Below are 22,375 nucleotides of genomic sequence, written 5' to 3'. Positions count from 1 at the left end.
AATAAAGGGTTAATATTATGGTTTAAAAAATTTGTTGATAATTTGTCATTTTCCGTCATTATGAGTGTGTGTTTTTTCCGAAGGATGCGAATGAATCTTAACATATTTGATATTAAAATTGTATACCTGATGAATTACCAAAAGGAGCATAAAAAGAAGCCAGCCAACAATAAAAAAAAGATCTTGAGAAGTAAGCCTGTGCTTACCTCTTCGAATAATTTTTCTTCTAAAACGTCGTTTAAATCCCATGTTCTAAATTAGAAGGTTATCTGATAATTAATCCCAAAAGTATTGCTATGACCATTCTTTTGATAAAGAGGGGCAAGCATAGAGACAGATTTTTTGTTTTTATTAGCTGATAAAAACATATTGATTTTCGGAAATAGCCAATAAGCTAATTCGGTTGAAAGTATTCCTACCCCAGCGCCCGCTACTACATCTGTTACCCAGTGTTTGTTATTAATAACTCTGTAAACACTTGTGAATATTGCAAATGGATATCCTGATAAACTGAGCCAATAATTACTGTCTCTATATTCTCTATACATAAACTGCGCTGTTGAAAAAGCAATTGCTGCATGCCCAGACGGAAAAGACATATTGTTGGATTTATCTGGGCGTTCTTCTCCAATTAAATATTTTGAAGGTATTACGATTGCTGTCGATATTAGCTGCGATGTTGCAAGAATAATTGTTCTTTCTCTTAAATTATGCTTGCCTTTCAAACCTGAAATATTAAATCCATAAACCATCACGGCAGGTATGAATTGGGTATAATTATCCAATGTAGAATTATGAAGATTATGGTCTTTTACTTCTTTTCGTACTCCTGCATCAAATTCTTTCATTTTAGGAATAGCGAAACTCATCGCTCCTATGGATATTAAACTTGTAGGGGCTATAAGTCTCTTATAACTAAAATTATTTTCAGGTTTTTGGACAGCAATCGTATCCCCAATTTTTTCACTTACTGTTAAGCTATCCTGTGCTAAAGCCAAATTGCATACTAGCATAAAAAAAAGAACTGGAATCTTATTTATAATATTGATTATCATTGCATTAATTGAAAAATTAGAGTAAATAGTTTTGTTGAATATTTTCAATAAACAACCTGTTCTCGGTTTGAGAACTTTATTTTAATTGATATTTGTTGGAACTTTTCTTAAGTGATTAGTGAAATTAGAATGCTATGTTATTTTTATTTGAAATTCATTCGTTGGATGCGTACAGCATTTAGAATTGCAATCAATGCAACACCTACATCTGCAAAAACAGCTTCCCACATTGTTGCCAATCCTCCGGCTCCAAGAATTAAAACAATTGCTTTGACCACAAATGCTAAAATGATGTTCTGCCAGACAATTCTTTTAGTTTTTTTGCCAATGTTAATAGCCATTGGTATTTTTGAAGGTTTATCATCTTGAATCACGACATCAGCAGTCTCAATGGTCGCATCACTCCCTAAGCCGCCCATGGCAATACCGACATCACTTAAAGCAACCACTGGGGCATCATTAACACCGTCACCAACAAATGCAACGCTCTCATTTTTGGATTTTATTTCTTTCACCTTGTTCACTTTATCCTCAGGAAGAAGGTCACCGAAAGCGTTGTCAATTCCTATTTGTTCTGCGACATATTTTACAACGCTTGTTTTGTCACCACTAAGCATTGTTGCCTTTACATTTAAATTATGTAACAGTTCTAAAGTTTTTTTAGCATCGTCTTTAATACTATCAGCGATAGTTATGTAGCCTGCAAATTTTTTATCATAAGCAATTGCAATAACGGTGTAAACAATTTTTGAAGGATCAACATCATATTGAATATTGAACTTATCCATAAGCTTGAAATTCCCTACGAGTATATCCTTACCGTTGATTACAGCTTTAAGACCATGACCTGCAATTTCCTCAGAATTCTCAACATTAATTGATGTATCCAAATCGCCAACATATTCGTGGATAGCAGTTGCCACAGGATGGGTACTCTTGCTCTCTACAACATTAACCATCTTAAGGATTTCATTTTTATCAAATTCTGATTTAATATCGACTTCCTGAACTTTAAATACTCCTTCCGTCATAGTACCGGTTTTATCCATCACAACATTTTTTATTTCGGCAATCTTATCTAGAAAATTACTGCCTTTAAATAAAATTCCGTTTCGACTTGCTGCACCAATACCTCCAAAATACCCTAAAGGAATTGAAATGACTAAAGCACAAGGACAAGAAATTACCAGAAAGATCAAAGCTCTGTATAACCAATCTCTAAAAATATAATTATCGACAAAAAAATATGGAATAAGACATATCAGTACTGCTAACACAACAACAATCGGAGTATAAACTCTTGCAAATCTTCTTATAAACAGCTCCGTAGGTGCCTTCTGCGCAGTCGCATTTTGAACCAATTCTAAAATCTTACTGAGTTTACTGTCCTCATAAGCTGTATTGATTTTTACCAAAGCAACACTATTCATATTAATCATCCCTGCAAGAACAGTCTCTCCTTTATTTTTTGTATCAGGTTTACTTTCGCCGGTTAGTGCTGCCGTATTAAAAGATGCTGAATCTGAAATAAGCTCTCCATCCAAAGCAAGTTTTTCTCCAGGTTTTAACTGTATGGTTTGCCCTATCTCTGCATTGGAAGCTTTAATAGTTTTTGTTTCGTTATTTTCAATAATTGTCACCTCATCCGGTCTTTGATCAAGAAGAGCTTTAATATTACTTTTTGCTCTTGTTACTGCTAGTGTTTGAAAAACTTCCCCTACAGCATAAAATAACATAACAGCTACACCTTCAGGATATTCACCAATTATAAAAGCTCCTATAGTTGCGATACTCATCAAAAAGAATTCAGAGAAAACATCACCATCCTTAATGCTTTCAAAAGCTTCTTTTAAAACAGGAAGCCCGACAGGGGCATAAGCTGCTGCATACCAAACAATACGAATCCAATCTTTAAACCAGTCTGGTTTAAAATAATTATCTAACGCAATTCCCAACAGAAGCAATAACAATGAAACTATTGCGGGAAGGAACATCTGAAAAGTACTCTTATCACTATTGTCATGATCGTGGTTATGTCCATCGTCATCGGAATGATGCTGTACTTCTTTCTTTACATTTGTTGAACAACAGCCATTATCCTCAACAATGAGTTTTTTGGCTCCTGCATCCTTATAAATCTTGCCTTCCTGAGGCGTACAGCAAAGCTGGTTACCTTGCTCATCGTAAGTGTGTTGATGTTTCATAGAAGTATATTTTAAGTGATTTTTAATTTTTTATTTTAAATTTTTACTTTGCTCCTTCTTTGCAATCCAGTTTTTATACCATTTGAATTTATTCAGGCTTAATACAAAAAGGGTGAGAACAGTTGCTAAAAATGACAATAAAAACATATTTAAGGCAAGAGCCGCTCCAATAGCTGACGCTGCCCATAGTGCTGTAGATGTTGTTAATCCCTGCATATTGCTTGATTTATCTTTTAATGCTAATCCAGCACTTATAAATCCAAGTCCTGCCGGAATTGCTGCAAGCATTCTGGCTATCGCTGATTTATCATCTGTAAGATGAGAGGCAACCGCAACAAAAAGACAAGATGCCAAGCAAAGAATAGCAAACGTTCGTATACCGGCATCTTTATGAGCTGCTTCTCTTTCATAACCTATAATGCTGCCGAATAATATAGATAGCAGCAATTTGCCTGAAAGAATAAGTTCAAATTTTATATCCATGTTGTATCTAACATTACTTGATTATTTTTGTTTCAAACCTTGATTTTTATAGAGATAATATGCAGTTTGATAATTTGCGACAGCCTTGTTAATATACTGATCAGAAAAAATCTTTGGTATCTGTTGATTTTGCGTTTTATTATATAAATAAGCTTCCACTTTCTGCTGAGGGCTCAATATCACAAGTTTATCGTTTTCCATATATCCCAACTTTTGATAGGTACTTACAAAAATTCTAGGAATATAATTGTCGCTCAAAACATTCTTACCATAAAGGTTACTTCTGTAGTTCCATCCCATTAAATCAAATAAAGTTGGATAAAGATCAATTTGTGAACACATTTTTTCAATTTTTAAAGAGTTTTGGTTCGGAAGATTTATAATCATTGCTGGGATATGATATTTGGAAATATCAATTTCATTTTTACCTGCGCTACTTGCGCAGTGATCAGCTACAATCACAAATACTGTATTTTTAAACCACGGCTTACTTCTAGCTTTTTTAAAGAATTGTCCGATAGCATAATCTGTATATTTTATTGCACCTTCCCTACCCGAACCGGATGGTATATCAATTTTGCCATCAGGATATGTAAACGGACGGTGATTGGAAGTGGTCATCACAAAATCATAAAAAGATTTTCCTTGTTTATATTTCTGGTCTGCCTGTTTAATCACTTGATTGTATAAATCTTCGTCACAAATCCCCCATGCATTTTCAAACGTAATTTCTTTCTGGTTGATCGGCGTCCTCAATGCCTGATAGTTTTCTTTTGCCAAAGGATTTCTCTTCTTATCTATAATATCATATCCGTTATTTCCAAAATATTTATTCATATTATCAAAATATCCATCTCCTCCATAAATAAATGTGTTATCGTAACCTTGTGCACTAAAAATTGAGCCTATAGTTGTAAGATGATCATTATCTTCTCTTCTGACAATACTGTTGCCTGGCGTTGGTGGGACAGCTAACGACAAAGCCTCCATTCCACGCACTGTTCTGGTTCCTGTAGCATACATTTGTGAGAATAAAATGCCACCGCCGGCTAAAGAATCTAAATTTGGAGTAAGCCCTTGTTTATTCCCGAAAGTACCCATAAAGTCCGCGCTGAAACTTTCCATTGTTATCATTATAATATTTGGCTTTATAAGATTTTGTTTGCTGGATATTTTTCGTTCTATAGAAAGGTTATTTGAGAAAAATCTTTGATTATCGTTCAAATCAGTTCTAACTATTTTAAAAGCGCTTTCGTTATCAATTAGTTTGTAAAAATGATCGTAATTGATTTCATTGTTTTTATAGGCGGAGAAAAACGAATAAATTCCTGCCTTAGAAATTTCATTTTGATAACGATTGACACTTTTATCTGCTAAACTATTACTGATAAACAAAGAGTATATTATGGTAAGGCAGAAAAATCCTAAAAAAACAATTAGTCTAACCGAAAATTTATGTTGTCCGTTAAATGAAAAAAAGAATATTTTGCTTTTGTAAAACAAAATAAATATTAAGGTCATAAGCAGAAGTATCGATGATATCAAAACGGGTAAAGGGTAAGACTCATTTATGTTATTAATAACTTCGTAAGTATATACCAAATAATCTACAGCAATAAAATTAAATCGGCTCTCAAACTCCTGCCAAAATGTAACCTCGGCAAAAAATGAAAATAAATGTATAAGAAGAAAAATAATAAAAGTGCTGTAGGTAATAATTTTATTGAATAAAGACCTTATGTATTTCTGAGGAAAAATCAATAGATAAAAACTGTATGGTAGCAGAAAGAATAATCCAACTCCAAAGTCAAACAAAAATCCCAGAAGAAAAATTTTCATTATAGGTAACAGAGATAAATCAGCCTTTTGAAAACTGACTGCTAAAAATCCAAATCGGAGAAGTAAAGACGATACCAGATAAAATAAAAAAGAATAAACCAGTAATGTGTAATTGCCCCAATAGTTTTGTTTTAATTTCATATATCTAAATATTTGAAATGATTAATTGCGTAAAAAAATACGTAAGTATGTAATTCATCTTGAATAGACCCAGATTTTTATAATTCATAGTCTATTTGATGTTTTAGAAATTTTCCCATTTACTTATTTCATCTATTAATGCAAGATGGCACAACTGCTATTATAGATGAACCTCCCCCTCTTGGTGCCCTTCAGTTTCAATTTGGAATGTAGTATGGCTAATTTTAAATTCAGAGGTGGCTTTATCTGACAAATTTTTCAAAAGTTTATTGAGATCTTCCTGATGGTCGGCTACTACGTGGGAACTCATCGCATTAACGCCGGAAGTCAATGACCAAACGTGGAGATCATGAAGTTTAATAACTCCTTTTACAGATTCCAAAGAATTTCTAAGCTCTTCTATATTGACATCTTTTGGAGTTCCTTCTAATAAAACATTCACAGCTTCTTTCAAGAGCTTCCAGGTTCTCGGAAATATTAATAACCCTATCACAGCGGAAATAAGGGGATCAGCATAATACCATCCTGTCGTCAACATAATAACTCCGGCAATCATTACTCCTACTGAGGTAAGCGCGTCAGAAAGAACCTCAAAGTAGGCACCCTTCATATTTAGGCTTTCACCTGAATCTTTTCTAATAATCATGATTCCGATAATATTCACCAGCAAGCCTATTCCGGCAACGATCATCATAGCTGTGCTCTGTACTTCAGGGGGATTTTTGAACCTTTGCCATGCTTCAAACAATACATATACAGAAATTCCCAACAGAACTACCGCATTGATTACTGCCGCCAGAATTTCTGTTCGGTAATAGCCGAATGTTTTCTGTGCATCGGCTTTTCTTTCACCAATTTTGATTGCTATAAAAGCAAGGAATAATCCGACCACATCAGTAAGCATATGAGCTGCATCGGCAAGTAGCGCAAGACTTTTAGTAGCTAAACCGCCAATAACTTCGGCAATCATATAAGTGCCACTTAAACATAAGACAATTAAAAGATTTCTTTTATGTTTTGCAGAAGCCGAAATATTTTTATTCTGATCGTTCATAACACTAAGATTTGTATTAGATTAAGCCTACATTTCATAATAGCTTGTACTCACTTCTTTAACTGGTACATTCTTCTCTCCGATCATTTGCAAAAGATTGATTTCAATTGTTTTTGCTAATGATGTCATTGGAGTATCTACCGGTGTATTTTCAAAGGGGTCCTGCATTATGATTGCTGTTTTCTCAATAGCTATAAAAATCACAGGTACAATAATTGTCGTGGCAATCTCAACACCAAGTTGTGAGTCTTCCAGTCCAAATGGCAGAAGAAATGCAAAAACGTAAATCAATGTATGCAGCAAAATGCTGTAGGCACGAGGGAAAACAGTATTTTTTAAACGCTCACATTTTCCCATACTGTCACAAAACCTGATGACCATATCGTTCATCTGTACCAATTTGTATTCAGATAAATTCTCCTGTTCTGCCAATTTCCTAAGGTGATCAGAATGTTTATCTAAAAGGGCATTGGGAATATTTAAAGCATTGATGTTTTGCGATTCTAAGTATTCTCTTACTCTTATTGAAAAAGGTACTTTTCTTAAACTTTCTCCTAAAGCATTCAGCCAGATGATATGTCGTTCTGCAAACTCAGATGTATCGTTTTCTGAGTTAGGGAAAAATTGTTTTATTAATCTCATAAATGATCTTGAATCATTCACAATAGCGCCCCAAACGGTTCTTGCTTCCCACCATCTTTCATAAGATTGTGCAGTCCTGAATGCTAAAAGTAAAGAGACAGCAGTTCCTAAAAGTGCAGGAATACTCAATGGTATGGTAATTTTTTTCAAAAAATCAATGTCGTCTAAAAAGCCTATTAGAAAAGCAAAGCTGACAATCAAAACGATCTGAAATTTAATCTGTTTAACAAAATACCAAACCGAAATTCTTTTGTTTAAAAGCATAATTGAGGATTTTTTAATTATTGACTAAATTTATTTTGCAACATTGTTTTACGTTTTTTTATTACTTTTAAAATAATGTATAGAATCATAGTAAGAATACAGCCTACAATAAAAATCATATTATAATGCGTATGTCTTAGGATAATTTCTCCGGTAATTTCAAAAACAGTAAAAATCAGAAACATGGCAAAAAGTCCGTTTTTTTCTTTTAATAGAACTTTTTTTAAACTGAAGCTAAGATGAGTATTTCTGAAAAGGTATAAATTCGGTATAAAAACCGGTACTTTATCAGCCCACTTAGTATATTGCTCTCCAAATTTTCTTTCTAAAAATTGCTCTTCAGCAAAAACAATCCTTTCATAATAGACCCAATAAAAAAACACAAATGAAATTACAAACCACAGATTTTCAGTAAACATCGCAAGCCCAAGCCACATAAAAAAATTACCTAAGTACAATGGATTTCTGGTTGTACTGTAAATACCTGTAGTGTTTAATTCATCTGCAACCTGCCCTGCTTTTGTATTTCTTCCTGAAGTATTATGCGGAGTAAAACCAACAGTATACACTCTTATAATCAAACCTAAAATGCTTACAGCTAAACAAAGCATCTCAAAGAAAAGTGAACAATCATTATCGTTTTTCAGCAAAACATTTTGGATAAAAACTCCTAAGCCAAGCGCCAGAACGATAATCGGCAAAAAACTTCTGTATCTGAACAGCCAATTTCCCTGGGTTTCTAATTCTTGTTTTAAAGGCATAACTAATATTTTTAAAATCAAGTGAAATCAAGATAGGATTTCACTTGATTATTGATTAATTAATGTCCGTGGTCTCCTGCATTAGAAAGCTTAGCATTCACGAAGAATGCGCCTTTTACCACAATTTTTGCATCAGGTGCAATTGCACTCACAGGCGTAATCGCTGTGTAACCCATATCTGAAGTCCCTTTTACCACTTCAATTTTTTCAAAATTCATTTTCTTAGCCTGCTCCTTTGCATGGTTTCCTGCTTCGGTTTCATTTTTGTGACCGTGTTCCGCCTCTCCTTCATCATGCCCGTGACCATGATCGTCATCTCCTTTTTCTTCAGCGTGCTCTTCCACTTTTTTAGAAGTTTGTACAAATACATAGAATTTACCATCGGCTTCTACAATAGCTTCATTTGGAACGGCGGGAGTTTGTGAATTTCCAAGGCTTACATTTCCTGTAATATTCATTCCGTCAATCAAGCCAGCTTTGTTCCCGGTAACCATTGCATGAACTGAAATCGTTTTACTTTCATTTTCAAAAGATGATCCGATGCTGTACACTTTTGCATTAAAGGTTTCTTCCGGATTGTTGGTGAGCTTAAACTGCACAATCTGACCAACTTTCATTTTGGGAAGATCTCTTTCAAAGACTTGTAAATCCAAATGAATTGAGCTGTTATCGATGATCTCCAAAACCGGTGACGATACATCAACATAACTTCCTATCTGTGCATTAATCGTACTAACTGTTCCGCTGATTGGCGATGTAATGACCAAGCCTGATCTTAGGTTTCCATTGCTTACTTTCCCAGGACTGATTCCCATTAGCTGTAATTGTCTTTGTAACGATGATCTCTGGGTTCTTAAACTTTTTAGCTCCGCATCAGAACTTTGCAGATTCTTTTTTGCTCCAGCATCATTGTCAAAAAGCTCCTTTTGCCTTCTGAATTCCTGCTCTGCATAAGTTATTCTGCTGTTAATAGTCAGATATTGTTCCTGTAACTGAATGTATTCAGGGTTACTGATTGTAGCAATAACCTGTCCCTGTCTTACATAATCTCCTATCTGAACGGTTAATGTCTTAATGACACCTCCATACAGTGAAGTGACCGTTGCCTTTCTGTTATTGGGTACACGAAGAACACCATTTGCCTTAATAGTTGAGGCTAAATCTTTCATTTCTAAAGTTCCAAGACTGATTCCTACAGATTTCATCTGTTCTTCAGTCAGTTCCGCAATAGTTTGCGGAGCTTCTTCGTGACTTTCTTCTGCCTGTTCTGTTTTTGGTTTCTCTTCTCCTTCTGCCGGAGCATCTTTTTTTCCACAGCTGACCGCTAGAATAGAAATTAAGGCTAGAGATACAATGCTATATTTGATTTTCATTTGTCTATTTATTGATGATTGAATTAATGATAACTACAGATTCGTTGACCTGTTGAATAGATTCCAGGTATTTAAGCTGAATATTGGTGGAAGTCTGCAGTGCAAAAAGATATTCTACATAAGAAATTTCTCCTGTTTTATAACCTAATTGTCCTGCTTTGGCAATTTTCTCAGCATTTGGAATCGCTTGATTAACGTAGTAGTCATACTGATTAACATTTTGCTGATATTGATTAAATGCATTTTGCAATTGCGCTTCAAGCTGCTTTTGCTGGAATTTTGCATTTGATTCTGCCATTTGTCTCTGATATTCATAAGACTGGATTCTTGCTTTCGTAGCTCCAAATGTCAAAGGAATAGAAACACCAATTGTTGCCGAATGAAACCTGTTTCCTCCATTGAAATACTGATCCATCCCGTTGATGGTTTGAAATCCTATCAATGACTGATTAGTATATCCGATGGTAAAGTCAGGAAGTCCCAAAGATTTTTCAACTTTCTTATTTTTTTCCGCAATCTGCATTTCCTGATAAAAAGCTTTTACGGTAGGATGCTGTGCAATGGCACTGCTGTCTAAAACATATTGTGCTTGTAGCGGATGATAGTTCTGATCAAATGGAACTGAAATATCCTCTTCAATATTTAGCAATGTTTTTAAATTTTTATAGGCATTGGTAAGATAAACCTCATTCTGTTTAAGCAATAAGTTGATTTCCCCTCTCTGTGTTTCAGCTGTATTGATTTCAATTTTTTTAATATCTCCGGCTTTAAACCTAACCGTTGCAACTCTGATAAAGTCATTGTATAAACTATCCAGATTGCTAAGCTTGGATTTATTAAATTGTAAATACTCAATTTGATAATAATACGTTCGAACCTGTTTCGCTAATTCATTCATAGAAACTTCCCTGTTGATTTGCTTTCCTTTAATCTGTTCCGCAATCAACTCTTTTCTTGCTTTGAACAAAGTTGGAAATGGAATCGTTTGGGAGATCGAAAATGATTGGTCAAATTTCTTAGAGTTATACTGCCCCAATTGAGCATCCACATTCATTTTCGGGAGCTCTTTGGACGTTGGAATCAATGCCTGTGTAGCTTTAATATCCAGATCTCTCGATCGGATTGATTGATTATTCTCAATAGCAGTACGTGTAGCTTCTTCGACTGTTATGGTTCTTCCCTGTTGTGCACTAAAAGTCTGTCCTAAAAATAAAAATCCTAAAACCACAATGGCGGTTACCGATTTGTTATTGATCTTTTTTAAATTAATCTTGGTATTAAAAATAATATACAACATTGGTAAGACAAATAATGTTAAGAAAGTCGCCGTAACCAAACCTCCGATAACAACTGTCGCCAAAGGTTTTTGCACTTCAGCTCCTGCACCTGTAGAAATAGCCATCGGTAAAAATCCTAATGAAGCTACTGTTGCAGTCATTAAAACAGGTCTTAATCTTGTTTTTGTACCTTCCATTACTCTTTTCAGAATATTGGTCTCGCCTTCCTTTTCCAATTGATTAAATGTTCCAATCAATACAATTCCATTCAAAACGGCAACACCAAATAAAGCAATAAAGCCAATTCCGGCACTGATACTGAATGGCATATCTCTCAATAATAATGCGAATACACCACCAATCGCACTCATAGGAATAGCCGTAAAAATTAAAGTGGCTTGCTTAAATGAATTAAATGTAAAATAAAGCAGCATAAAGATTAAGAATAGCGATACTGGAACTGCAATCATTAATCTCTTACTTGCTGCCTGAAGATTCTCAAATTGACCTCCATAGGTAAAATAATATCCTGCAGGAAGTTTTACTTCTTTATCGAGCTTTGATTGTATGTCCTTAACTACACTTTCAACATCACGGTCTTTCACATTGAAACCTATTACAATCCTTCTTTTTCCCGCTTCGCGGCTGATTTGGGCAGGCCCTAATTTGTAACTAATATTAGCAACCTGGGCGAGTGGAATTTGCGTTCCAGAGGCAGTAGAAATCATTAGATTACTAACATCGTCAATATTTGTTCTGTGTAAACTGTCTAATCTTACAACCAGATCGAACCTCCTTTCATTTTCAAAAACCTGACCTGCTGATTTACCTGCAAAAGCTGTACTTACTGCATTATTAACGTCTTCAATGTTTAATCCGTAATTGGCCATTCTGGTTCTGTCATACTCTACGTTAATCTGAGGGAGTCCGCTTACACGCTCAATTTGGGGAGATGTAGAACCTTTAACAGACTGTATTACCTTAGCAGTCTTATCAGCATAAATTGCCAGAGAATCTAAGTTTTCACCAAAAATTTTAACTGCAACATCTTGTCTAATACCTGTCATTAACTCATTGAAACGCATTTGGATAGGTTGGTTCTTTTCAAAGAAAACTCCAGGAATCACTTCTAATTTCTCTGAGATTTCATCAGCGAGTTCGTCATACGTTTTCTTTGTTTTCCATTCTTTCTGAGGTTTCAAGATAACCATCATATCAGTAGCTTCCGGTGGCATTGGGTCGGTAGGTACTTCAGCAGCGCCAGTTTTACCAACAACCATTTTTACCTCATCAAACTGTTTTATAATTCTTGAAGCCTGCATTGAAGTTTCAATACTTTGATTTAAGGAACTTCCTTGTGGAAGGATACAGTGGAATGCAAAATCGCCTTCCTGCAACTGAGGTATAAATTCACCACCCATTCTCCCAAAAACAAATATTGCTACAGCAAAGAGAGCTACGGTTCCTCCAACCAGCCAATATTTTATTTTTAATGCTTTTTCCAATAAAGGCTGATAAACTTTCTGAATTCTGTTCATCATTTTATCAGAGAAATTTTCTTTGTGGCTCATCTTTTTTGATAAGAATAAAGCACTCATCATCGGAATATAAGTCAATGATAAAATCAGAGCGCCCAAAATAGCAAATCCCACAGTTTTAGCCATAGGCGTAAACATTTTACCTTCTACTCCCACCAATGTTAAAATCGGAATGTATACAATTAGAATAATGATTTCTCCAAATGCTGCACTACTTCTGATTTTGGATGCAGAAAGAAAAACTTCTTCATCCATTTCTGCTTGGGTAAGCATTTTTTTTGATTTATTCAAGCCTAAATGATGTAAGGTAGCTTCCACAATAATAACTGCCCCATCAACAATAAGCCCGAAATCAATCGCTCCTAAACTCATCAGGTTAGCACTCACACCAAACACATTCATCATTCCTAATGCAAACAGTAATGATAATGGAATAGCTGATGCTACAATTAAACCTGCTCTTAAATTACCCAAGAAGATAACAAGTACGAAGATGACAATGAGTGCACCTTCAATTAGGTTTTTTTCTACTGTGTCGATTGCTCTTCCAACCAGGTCGGTTCTATCTAAATAAGGTTCAATTACAACGTCTGCAGGAAGAGATTTTTGTATAACTGGTATCTTTTCTTTAATTCTGTTCACCACTTCATTACTGTTGGCTCCCTTTAGCATCATAACAACACCTCCCACAGCATCGACCTGACCATTAAAAGTCATTGCACCATATCTCACAGCACTTCCCAGACGCACTTCAGCAACATCTTTTATGAAGATTGGAACACTGCCCGTATTATTTTTAACTACAATGTTCCCTGCGTCTTCTAAAGATGTTACCAAACCGATTCCACGGATAAAATATGCATTTGGCTTTTTATCAATATAAGCACCTCCTGTATTCTGATTATTTTTTTCGAGAGCGGTAAAAATATCAGATATACTTACGCCCATCGCTCTTAATCTGTCTGGATTTACAGCGACCTCGTATTGTTTTAACTGACCGCCAAAACTGTTGATCTCTGCAACTCCAGGTGTTCCATTAAGCTGTCTTCGCACAATCCAGTCCTGCATTGTTCGCAGTTCTTTAGCATCATACTTTTTCTCACTGCCTTTTTTGGGATGCAGGATATATTGATAAACTTCTCCAAGTCCAGTACTAACAGGGGCAAGTTCAGGAGTTCCAACACCTTGGGGAATTTCTTCTTCTGCTTGTTTTAATTTTTCAGTAACCAGTTGGCGAGCAAAATAAATATCTACCTCTTCTTTAAAAACAACTGTAATCACTGATAGACCGAATCTAGAAATACTCCTAGTTTCCTCAATATCTGGTACATTTGCGATACTTTGTTCAATTGGGAAGGTAACAAGTTGTTCTACTTCCTGTCCAGCAAGTGTGGGACATACTGTGATGATCTGCACCTGATTATTGGTAATATCCGGTGTAGCATCAATTGGCAGTTTGGTTGCGCTCCAAACTCCCCAAATAATCAATAACAAGGTCATGATACCAATGACAATCTTGTTCTTGATACTAAATCTTATGATTTTATCTAACATTGAATTTAATTTTTATTGGATTGCCCAAAGTTAAAATCAGTATAAAACTGAATTTAAAAGATGATGCAAAGATGAATAGGATTACAGTGCAATGATATTGCAAAGTTTCCAAGACAATTTAGATGAAAGGGAATCCTTCCATCATATCAATAAAAATTATATTTTAGGCGGTTGCCAGATTTGGTCGTACACCAAATAAGCGAAGTCGTTTTTCTGAAAATGGATTTTCTTAGAAAAAAACGCAGTAGCGATTCTTGAAAAAACTAGAATTGGTTCGATTTTATAAGATGCCACCGTGGTTCTGCAACAGTTGCAAGAACAAAATGGAGAACAAGAATCTGCCTTCGAATGTGAATCTTCTTGTGTCTTTGAACTTAAAGAATAATTGAAATCTTGCTTAAAAGACTGAGCATTTGCACTATCTAGACATGGCATTATGGATAACGCCACAAAATAGATGATGAAAAGTAGTCTTACAAATTTCATAATGCAAATGTATAAAATATAATTACCAAAAAAATATTTTATCCTAAAATTTTAAGGAAATTATACATTTGATTATGCCGAATCAAAAAAATAAAATACCTACAATACATCTAAGTCATTTATAATTATAGAAAAAAACTGATGCTTTTAGATAAAATTAGATATGTACATTTAAATAATATTGCCACCATAATTTAATTTTAACTCAATTTTTCAGTAAACTAATTTTCATTTTTTTCAAAACAAAATTATATATTAATTTACACTTGATTTTTAGATGAATAATATATTAAATTCTTATATCAATATTGGTCTTTCCAAATTATAATACTTCTTTAATATAGATGTACATATTAAATATTCAAAAAATCATCTTAAAATAGGTTCTAAAATTGAACTGAATTTACGTAATTTTCTTTAGTAACCTTTTTCTAAGAACTGTTTCTGAATCTGTAAAACTGACTCTTTTGAAGGGTAAAAACTAAAGTAATCTAAAACTTTTAAAATTATAGAACTTGAAATATTTATACCTCCCTCCAGAATTTCTAATCGTGAATATTCCTCATTAATAGTGATTTTATCTGTTTTTGTCGTTCTTATCTTCATAAGCGGCATGTGATTCTCGCTGTCCAAATGTAATCTTCTATCTTTTAACTCATTAAATATAATAGAAATACTCAAACCTTCTTTATATAATCCTTCTATTGTTAAGTGTTCAATAAAAACATATAGTTGAGTAAGATAATGTATAATACTTGTATAATAAAACAAGTATTGACCAGAAGGAAATTTTGATGCCCAAGCCCCTCTCAAATGATCACCTTCTAGCCAGTCTTCTACAAAGCTGTTAATCATGCAAAAACTCTCTGACAAATACATTCTCCACAGTTCTTTTCGAGCTCCTAAATCGGAAAAAGCCTCGTAAGAATTTTCAGCAGTAACTAAACTACCCTCGTGTAACGTTCTTGGTATAAATGGCAATGACCATGACGCCTTTACCTGTGCTTTTTCGACAACTTCAAGACATCTTTTAAGACTATGTAAATTACCTTTTTGAAGAGGAGTTATATAAACTTCGCAATTGCCTTTCGATTTTATTAATTCATATGATGATGTCTGCTGAAAAGCTTTTATTTCTGCGTCAAATATTTCTGCGTCAATATTGGGAATGGTATAGCCAAAACTTTTTCTGCGTTGCATTAATCTAACGGCTGCCAACTCAATGAGATCTCGCAAATCGCTGACATTTGATATGGCTGCGCTTTCAGGTCTCTTATTTGTATTTCTATAATACAAAGTACTTGCTCTCATTTCTCCGTCCAGAGTTTTTTTACAAAGAGTTGGAATTTCTTTGAAAGAGAAGATCTTGATTACCACATATTTTAATTCGTTTCTATCTTCCGGAAAATAGACATTGAAATCTACCATTGGTTCTGCATATTTTGAAACCTGATCTCGCATTTCATCATATTTGTAAGTGATAATATTTTTCTGGTCAACTCCTACATTAATAAATTCATTATCCTTTTCCTCAATTCCAATTACAATGTGACCTCCATCTGGTAGATTTGACATTGCCAAGATATCTTTTGTTAGCTTCTTATAATCCCAAGGACTGTTTGCTTTAAAATCTAGTGAAGGGCTTTCCGTTTGACCCTCAATCAATCTTATAAAATCTTCTGTATTCATTTATTTTCCAATTTTATTAATATATTTCCCAAAAATATCTCACGACAAAATGTTAATTATTTAAATTGAAGTAATTCTTCTCGTAACATATAGGCTTTAGGAGAACTTCTTTTGACTAGAAAATCTAAAATAAATAGAAAGTCAGCTAAAGTATTTTTATCTCTTTTTATTTTACCACCATATTTATAAAAAGCTTTTTCAACGAATTTTTCTAAAATATCGTTCTCGACCAGTTCAGCATTTTGGCTTTGGAGCATGGGAACAATCCATGATATTGAGTTAGGCATAAAATTATAAAATGCAATGCCACTTAAAAATTTTATCGATGAATTAATTCTGTTAAATCCTAAAGTAATTATAAAATCTTTGAAATATAAGCTTTTACCATCCAATACTGACCATTTTTCAGAGCTCTCCACCCAGTCAATGTCAAAAAGAAAAATTGGTAGAAATCTCGCATTGCTGTTATTGATCATCCAATCTTTCAAAAATTCCCAAAATATCCAGAAATTTTCGAGTTGAATTCTACCTATCGCTGCTCTAATAAACTCTTCAACTAACTTATATATAAATTTTAAATAATCATCAGGGATACTTTTTTCAGGTGTTTCTATACTTGAATCAAGTATTTTTTTTAAGAGAGGTAATGATAATTCTGTAGGCTGATTCAGCAGATATCGTGGATAATAAAAAGTAAATGCATGTCTACTTTCATAAAAATCCAGCATGCTTGATTTGGGATCATTTAAAAAAACAGTGTGTAGTGTCAGAACATCCTGAATAAATTTGTGGTGAGCAGGAAGAGCCGTATTCCATGGGATGATACGAAGCATGTCATCCAAGTACCACTGAGTATGTAAGTCTAATGAAACGATAATTTCATCAGGTATGTTTATACTTCCTTTGATAACAGAATTAATTAGTACTTCCGACCAATTGTCTTCTTCCGACTTATTAAAATCACGAGCACTTAATTTCCCTTGATGATATAACATTCGCTTTCTCTCGCTTTCTTTATTTTGTGCCTTTAGAATTACGATGGCTTCTGCTAATCCATACCAACAGTTTAAAACAAAATCAGGTTCAAATAATACTAATTCCTGTAAAATAGCGTGCTGCAAAGCGATTCGTTCCCTAGCGTCAAGACCCTTTAAAAGTAAACGGAAAATTAATTCTTTAACCTTCAATTTTAAATCTTGCTCAATATCAACTTTAAAAATATAGCATAATCCTTTAAGAGAAGGTATATTATCCAATAAATCAAAATTAATAGCGTATGGATCTGTTTTCGCTAATTTTTTTGCTTCTAAATTGATAATAGTTTCACAACACCATGCAATTTCATCAGGTTGAAGTTGATTTGAAAAGTCACGAAGAGCAATAGACGCCATAGTACCTGGAGAAACCATAATTTCTCGTCTACCATCTAGTTGCAAAATAAATTCATATCCTATTTTCCAAGTTTCATAGTTATGATCATCAACTTCTTCGTATTCGAAAACTTTTCTTGCCCAAGTCGTATTAGCTGTCGGAACTGTATAATCATTCCCACTTTCTACAACATTTCTAATTGTATCATCATATCCGGGAACTACCTGAACATAATTTTCATATCCCTTTTGATTAAAATGTTTAAATTCATACTTTCTAGCATCCATATCAAACAAAAACTTTTTAAAAAGCCAATCATCTTCCTTGACATTCTCCCACATTCTGTCGACCTGTTTGAATAAAAGTTCATTATACTCTCGTTGATAAAACATATAGTCAGCCACAAATCCAACTAAACCTACATAATACTTATTGCGATGAATTCTTTGATTTGCGGCAATTCGTTCTTTTCTTTCGAATTCTTCGTCATTATAGACATTGCTTCTCATCATATCCGAAGTAGACCTTGTAGAATCCCACTTAAAAAACAGTGGGACACCTAATAAGGAGACAGAAGTTTCATCAACTAAATTAGGAAATGCTTGTAAAATGCTGCAGACCACTCCTAAAATGGCAATATTGTTAGACTCTCTTATCAACCTGTCTAAAAATATGCGTGCTGTTGAAAAATCTTTTTTATCCCCAATTTCTAACAAAGTCTTTTCCAAAGCCATCAGCACTGATATTAAGACCTTATCATAAATTGAAAATCCTCGGTACATAGACCAGTACTCAGGATTCCCATAGTATACACCACACGATCCATCTTCAAAAACAACCTCAATCCTTTCCACCCCTCTCTTTTTTAAAGACAGAAGAATTTCATAATTTTTTTCAAAAGCATCATTTAAAAATGGAATAAGGAAATCAAGAGCTTTTTCACCGTGATACAAAAACATCCAATAAAAAAAAGTCTGATAACCTGATGGTAATCCATAATCATATTCTAAATCTTTATTTAAACCAAAATCATTTACTTTAGGCTCTCGAATAAGCATACTATTAATACTCCCCGGTGCATATTTCTCTTCCTTTTGAGCCCAGTCTTCAGTAGCCATTTGAATAACTTCTTCAGGGAAAAAGCGACAAATTTGATCTGAAATAACACCTCCGGTAATATAAGCTCTTATTTCTCGTAGAAAAGCAGGATCAGTCCATCTTTCATTACCTGTTTCAGGAATCAAGCAAGCTTGAATAATCGAAGCAATAAGTTCCTGATCGGCTGCCGTCAATTTAAAAAGAATTTTAATATATTTTTTTAAATATTCAGAAGATCTCCTGCCTAATCTCCTCTGAATTGAACGACCCTGCAACCTAAAAATAAAATCTTCCAACAGAAAAGCAGCGCTTTTTGCACCAGATGGAAGTATGCCTTGGTTAAATTCAGGGAGCTGTTTTGACCATGATTCAATAAGAGTCAAATGTTTTAATTCAAAATTTTGCAGCTTAATTTCATTAATATTAGCTTTGATAAAATCAATTATATAATCCCATCCGGAGCCAATAGGCAGAAGATCATTAAAATTTCTTTTTTGAGGATCTATTTTTTTACAACTCGTTTGTAGTAAATAGATTATGCGATCCAACAATTTCGCTTCATCTTCAAGAAGCTGTACTTTTAAACTATCCAGTAGTACTTTGGAATGATTTGATCTAAGTGAAACAATCAGTAGCTCATCTTTCCATGAAGGGGACAAAGTATCATCACTTAAGAGCTCGTGCATAAAATATACGGAAGCTTCCGGTTCATATTCATAAAACTCTTCCATCCATAATCTGAATGCCCTTCTCATGGCGGGAGTATTTTCTATCGAAAGTAAAAAATCTTTTGAGTTTGCAATCTCCGATTTTTGATTTCTTATAAATCTGATCAATGCCCAATCTTCCAATATGTCGTGAGAAGGACTGTAAGCACTGGTATCGGACATATCATCCAACTGTAGAATATTATCTTTAACAAGATCAGCAGTCACACTGTTATCGCTCTCATATGTTGTAAAAAGAGACATTTCTCTAGATCTTTTAAGACAAATCTCATAGAAAACAGTTCCTCGTCGTGATTGATTGTCTTCAACAATATATTTCCACATTAACCTTTTAAATTGTAACTCGTCCAAGTGTTCCTCACTTAATAGTTCTGGTATAATTCGTACAGCTTTATCAAGATAATAAGGAGTTCTCAAAAGATGCTTAATCTTAGAATTTTCCATCAATGGCAGTAAGTCAGGAATTTTTTCAACGATTAATTCAACCTCAGCATCATTAAATTCACCTACTTGAAAATAAGCAATATTTTCTGGCAGCTCATAATAGTAATCGATTTTAAACTTCTGTAATAAGTAGTCTCTTATTGTTAAAACTATAGTTATATTTTTATTTTTTTCCAGTATCTGAAGTAGTTCATTAAATGCTCCCGAGCTACCTGACTCTATTAGTTTTTCAAAGCTTTCTATCCAAATTAAAAAATACTTATTTGATAAAGGACTTGCCAATATTTGTTCGATACTAACTTTACATCCGGCTTTTATCAAAGCTTCACTAATTGTTTCACAATACAGGTTTTCAGCGGTAAAAGTTAAAACACTACGATCTCCAGACATTTTCAAATCACTTACAGCTGATTTTGTCAAAGCCGATTTTCCAACTCCCGGGTTTCCATGAACCACTACAAGATTCTTTTCTTTAAGCAATTGCAGGAGGTCTATATTATCACGAGGAACATTAAAATCTCCGATTTTTTCTCTAGTTCTAGAATTAGTGGTTTGTTCATTTTTTTCCATTTCTTCATAACTTAAGAGAACATCTTTATCTGTCTCCGGTTTGATAGAATTGATCAGACTGAACTTAGGATATGGAATCAGCTTATTGTATGCTAAAACTTTGGTCGCCAAAAAAAATCCACCGTCCTCGTATGTATGAATAATACCTGTAAAATAAGTTTTTCCATACAAGATAGAATAAGCGCCACTTCCAGACAATCCTTCAACATTTTCCAAGGCCTGTTGATAATATGTATCGAGAGAATTTTCAGACTTTAGTGTAAATTTATATCGATTGCTCTTGATATCTTCGATAAATTTCATAGGAAAAGATCGATCTGCCTCTTGATCATTAAAATTAGCATACCCTCTAATTTGATAATCTTCCACCATTTCATCAGTATCAATTACCTGACAAAAAAATTGTTTACCTGTAAGTGGAAGAATATTCTTTTTAGAAAGAATCAACAATGCCATATCCTCATCATCATCTGACACAATAACAATATCTGTTTCGGTCAAATTGTATGAATGAAATTCTGATGTTTCCTGATTAAAAATCTCTTCAAGTTTAATATCCGTATTTACATATTCTTTATCGAACTTTTTACCTTCTAAACAATGTTTTGCAGTCAAGACATACACGTCATCAACATCAGGACTCGGGTAGAAAATTACTGCTGTAGCAATTTCGTGGTTACATCTGATTTTGATTGTAGAAAGCTGTGGTATATTTTCATTCATATTTTATGAGTTAAGGGCAGGTACGAAAGTTCTAAGCTGTCAGGTCCTATTTGTGAATAATCACATTCAAATGTATATCTTTCAAAAGCGTCGTCATCGACCTCAAAGATATTTCTCAATTCTTGAGTATCACAAGCAAAATGAATTTTGATAATTTCAGAATTTCTTCTCTCGTTCGTAATGATTCTAACTATAGTCTCTTTATCCGGATGTCTGTTATGGATACCGTTTCCAGTTATCACATAACAATTGGTCTGAACTATTTCCAGCAATTTAGGGCAGGTATTGGCTTTACTGCCATGATGTGATAATTGCATAAACTTCACGGGCAGTGGCCGATCTTTATTATACCCCAATGCATCTAAACTGTCAATTATATCAGAGGGATGACTGTCGGCTAATAAGAGTACTTTTACCTTATCAAACTCGGCAAGAACAGCAATAGAGCTTCCATTAACAGGATCTGTATCCGGTTTAAATTCATTCCCTGTAAGTTCTTCAATTATTTTTTTATGGTCGGATTGATTTTCTTTTCTACCAATTTTACCATTACTTTCTTCTTCTTTCCACAATTCTGTTGCAGCAGCTTCCTTTTCAGGTGTAGGTGAAAGAATGGTCATTTTAAAACCAAAACATTCAATTGGTAATGTTTCAGTATTTATTGGCACTGTGGTAAGAAGATTATTTGCAGTTAAAAAATCCCTAAGTAAAATCCCGTCACCGACTGAGATTTTCCCATTAGATTCCTTTATCATCTCAGGAGAATGATTAAATAAAAAATTCTTTACAGCGTCTTGTTTATTTTCAATTTTTTTGTCCACGACAAAACCTTTTACGGCACCGATATGGTCGCGATCTATATGGCTGATAATCCAATTTTCAATTTGTTCGCCAGAAGACAAAATTTCTTTTATTAATGGGGCAAAAGAATTTTTGTACTCTTTACCATATCCTCCATCAATAAGTATATTATGCCATTGGGAATCTGTTCCTAAAAATCTGATAAAAATAGCATCACCGCCGCCGATATCGAAAAAATGAAAACTAATCCGATGTGTTTTTTGAGTCATAAAATAATGGT

At 34.0% G+C, this 22,375-nt stretch carries 13 protein-coding genes; all 13 read right to left on the bottom strand.

The window, feature by feature from the left end; genetic code table 11:
* Nucleotides 1-257: 257 nt before the first annotated feature.
* Entirely contained in the window at nt 258-998 is a 741-nt protein-coding gene (locus WFH39_RS15045; RefSeq protein WP_228457505.1) for a phosphatase PAP2 family protein, read from the bottom strand.
* 200 nt (nt 999-1,198) lie between these two features.
* Complete coding sequence (locus WFH39_RS15040; RefSeq protein WP_002977380.1) at nt 1,199-3,259, bottom strand: heavy metal translocating P-type ATPase; 2,061 nt, start codon at nt 3,257-3,259, stop codon at nt 1,199-1,201.
* Nucleotides 3,260-3,289: 30 nt separating this feature from the next.
* Nucleotides 3,290-3,742, bottom strand: coding sequence for an MgtC/SapB family protein (locus WFH39_RS15035; RefSeq protein WP_002977378.1), 453 nt, complete (start codon nt 3,740-3,742; stop codon nt 3,290-3,292).
* A gap of 21 nt (nt 3,743-3,763) precedes the next feature.
* On the bottom strand, nt 3,764-5,722 hold the full coding sequence (locus WFH39_RS15030) for an LTA synthase family protein (protein WP_336690453.1): 1,959 nt from the start codon (nt 5,720-5,722) through the stop codon (nt 3,764-3,766).
* A gap of 160 nt (nt 5,723-5,882) precedes the next feature.
* Complete coding sequence (locus WFH39_RS15025) at nt 5,883-6,776, bottom strand: cation diffusion facilitator family transporter (protein ID WP_002977374.1); 894 nt, start codon at nt 6,774-6,776, stop codon at nt 5,883-5,885.
* Between the two features lie 27 nt (nt 6,777-6,803).
* Complete coding sequence (locus tag WFH39_RS15020) at nt 6,804-7,682, bottom strand: bestrophin family protein (RefSeq protein ID WP_002977372.1); 879 nt, start codon at nt 7,680-7,682, stop codon at nt 6,804-6,806.
* Between the two features lie 17 nt (nt 7,683-7,699).
* A complete protein-coding gene (locus WFH39_RS15015; protein ID WP_228370503.1) occupies nt 7,700-8,464 on the bottom strand; it encodes a methyltransferase family protein in 765 nt (254 codons plus the stop codon).
* Nucleotides 8,465-8,502: 38 nt separating this feature from the next.
* Nucleotides 8,503-9,816, bottom strand: a complete 1,314-nt coding sequence (locus WFH39_RS15010) for an efflux RND transporter periplasmic adaptor subunit (protein WP_002977368.1) — start codon at nt 9,814-9,816, stop codon at nt 8,503-8,505.
* 4 nt (nt 9,817-9,820) lie between these two features.
* Complete coding sequence (locus tag WFH39_RS15005) at nt 9,821-14,185, bottom strand: CusA/CzcA family heavy metal efflux RND transporter (protein ID WP_002977367.1); 4,365 nt, start codon at nt 14,183-14,185, stop codon at nt 9,821-9,823.
* Nucleotides 14,186-14,341: 156 nt separating this feature from the next.
* Entirely contained in the window at nt 14,342-14,671 is a 330-nt protein-coding gene (locus WFH39_RS21235; protein WP_050791101.1) for a DUF6660 family protein, read from the bottom strand.
* Between the two features lie 417 nt (nt 14,672-15,088).
* Nucleotides 15,089-16,360 (bottom strand): ATP-binding protein, encoded by a 1,272-nt coding sequence (locus WFH39_RS15000; RefSeq protein WP_002977365.1) that lies wholly within the window; start codon nt 16,358-16,360, stop codon nt 15,089-15,091.
* A gap of 56 nt (nt 16,361-16,416) precedes the next feature.
* On the bottom strand, nt 16,417-21,294 hold the full coding sequence (locus WFH39_RS14995) for a hypothetical protein (protein ID WP_002977363.1): 4,878 nt from the start codon (nt 21,292-21,294) through the stop codon (nt 16,417-16,419).
* Nucleotides 21,291-22,364, bottom strand: coding sequence for a ComEC/Rec2 family competence protein (locus WFH39_RS14990; protein WP_002977362.1), 1,074 nt, complete (start codon nt 22,362-22,364; stop codon nt 21,291-21,293). Before WFH39_RS14990 ends, WFH39_RS14995 begins: the two co-directional genes overlap by 4 nt.
* Nucleotides 22,365-22,375 lie beyond the last annotated feature (11 nt).

Origin of the sequence: Chryseobacterium sp. MMO-72, assembly GCF_037146035.1 — a bacterium.
Taxonomy (GTDB): domain Bacteria; phylum Bacteroidota; class Bacteroidia; order Flavobacteriales; family Weeksellaceae; genus Chryseobacterium; species Chryseobacterium indicum.
Note: the sequence above shows the minus strand (reverse complement) of the source record. Positions and strands in the feature narration are given on the sequence as shown.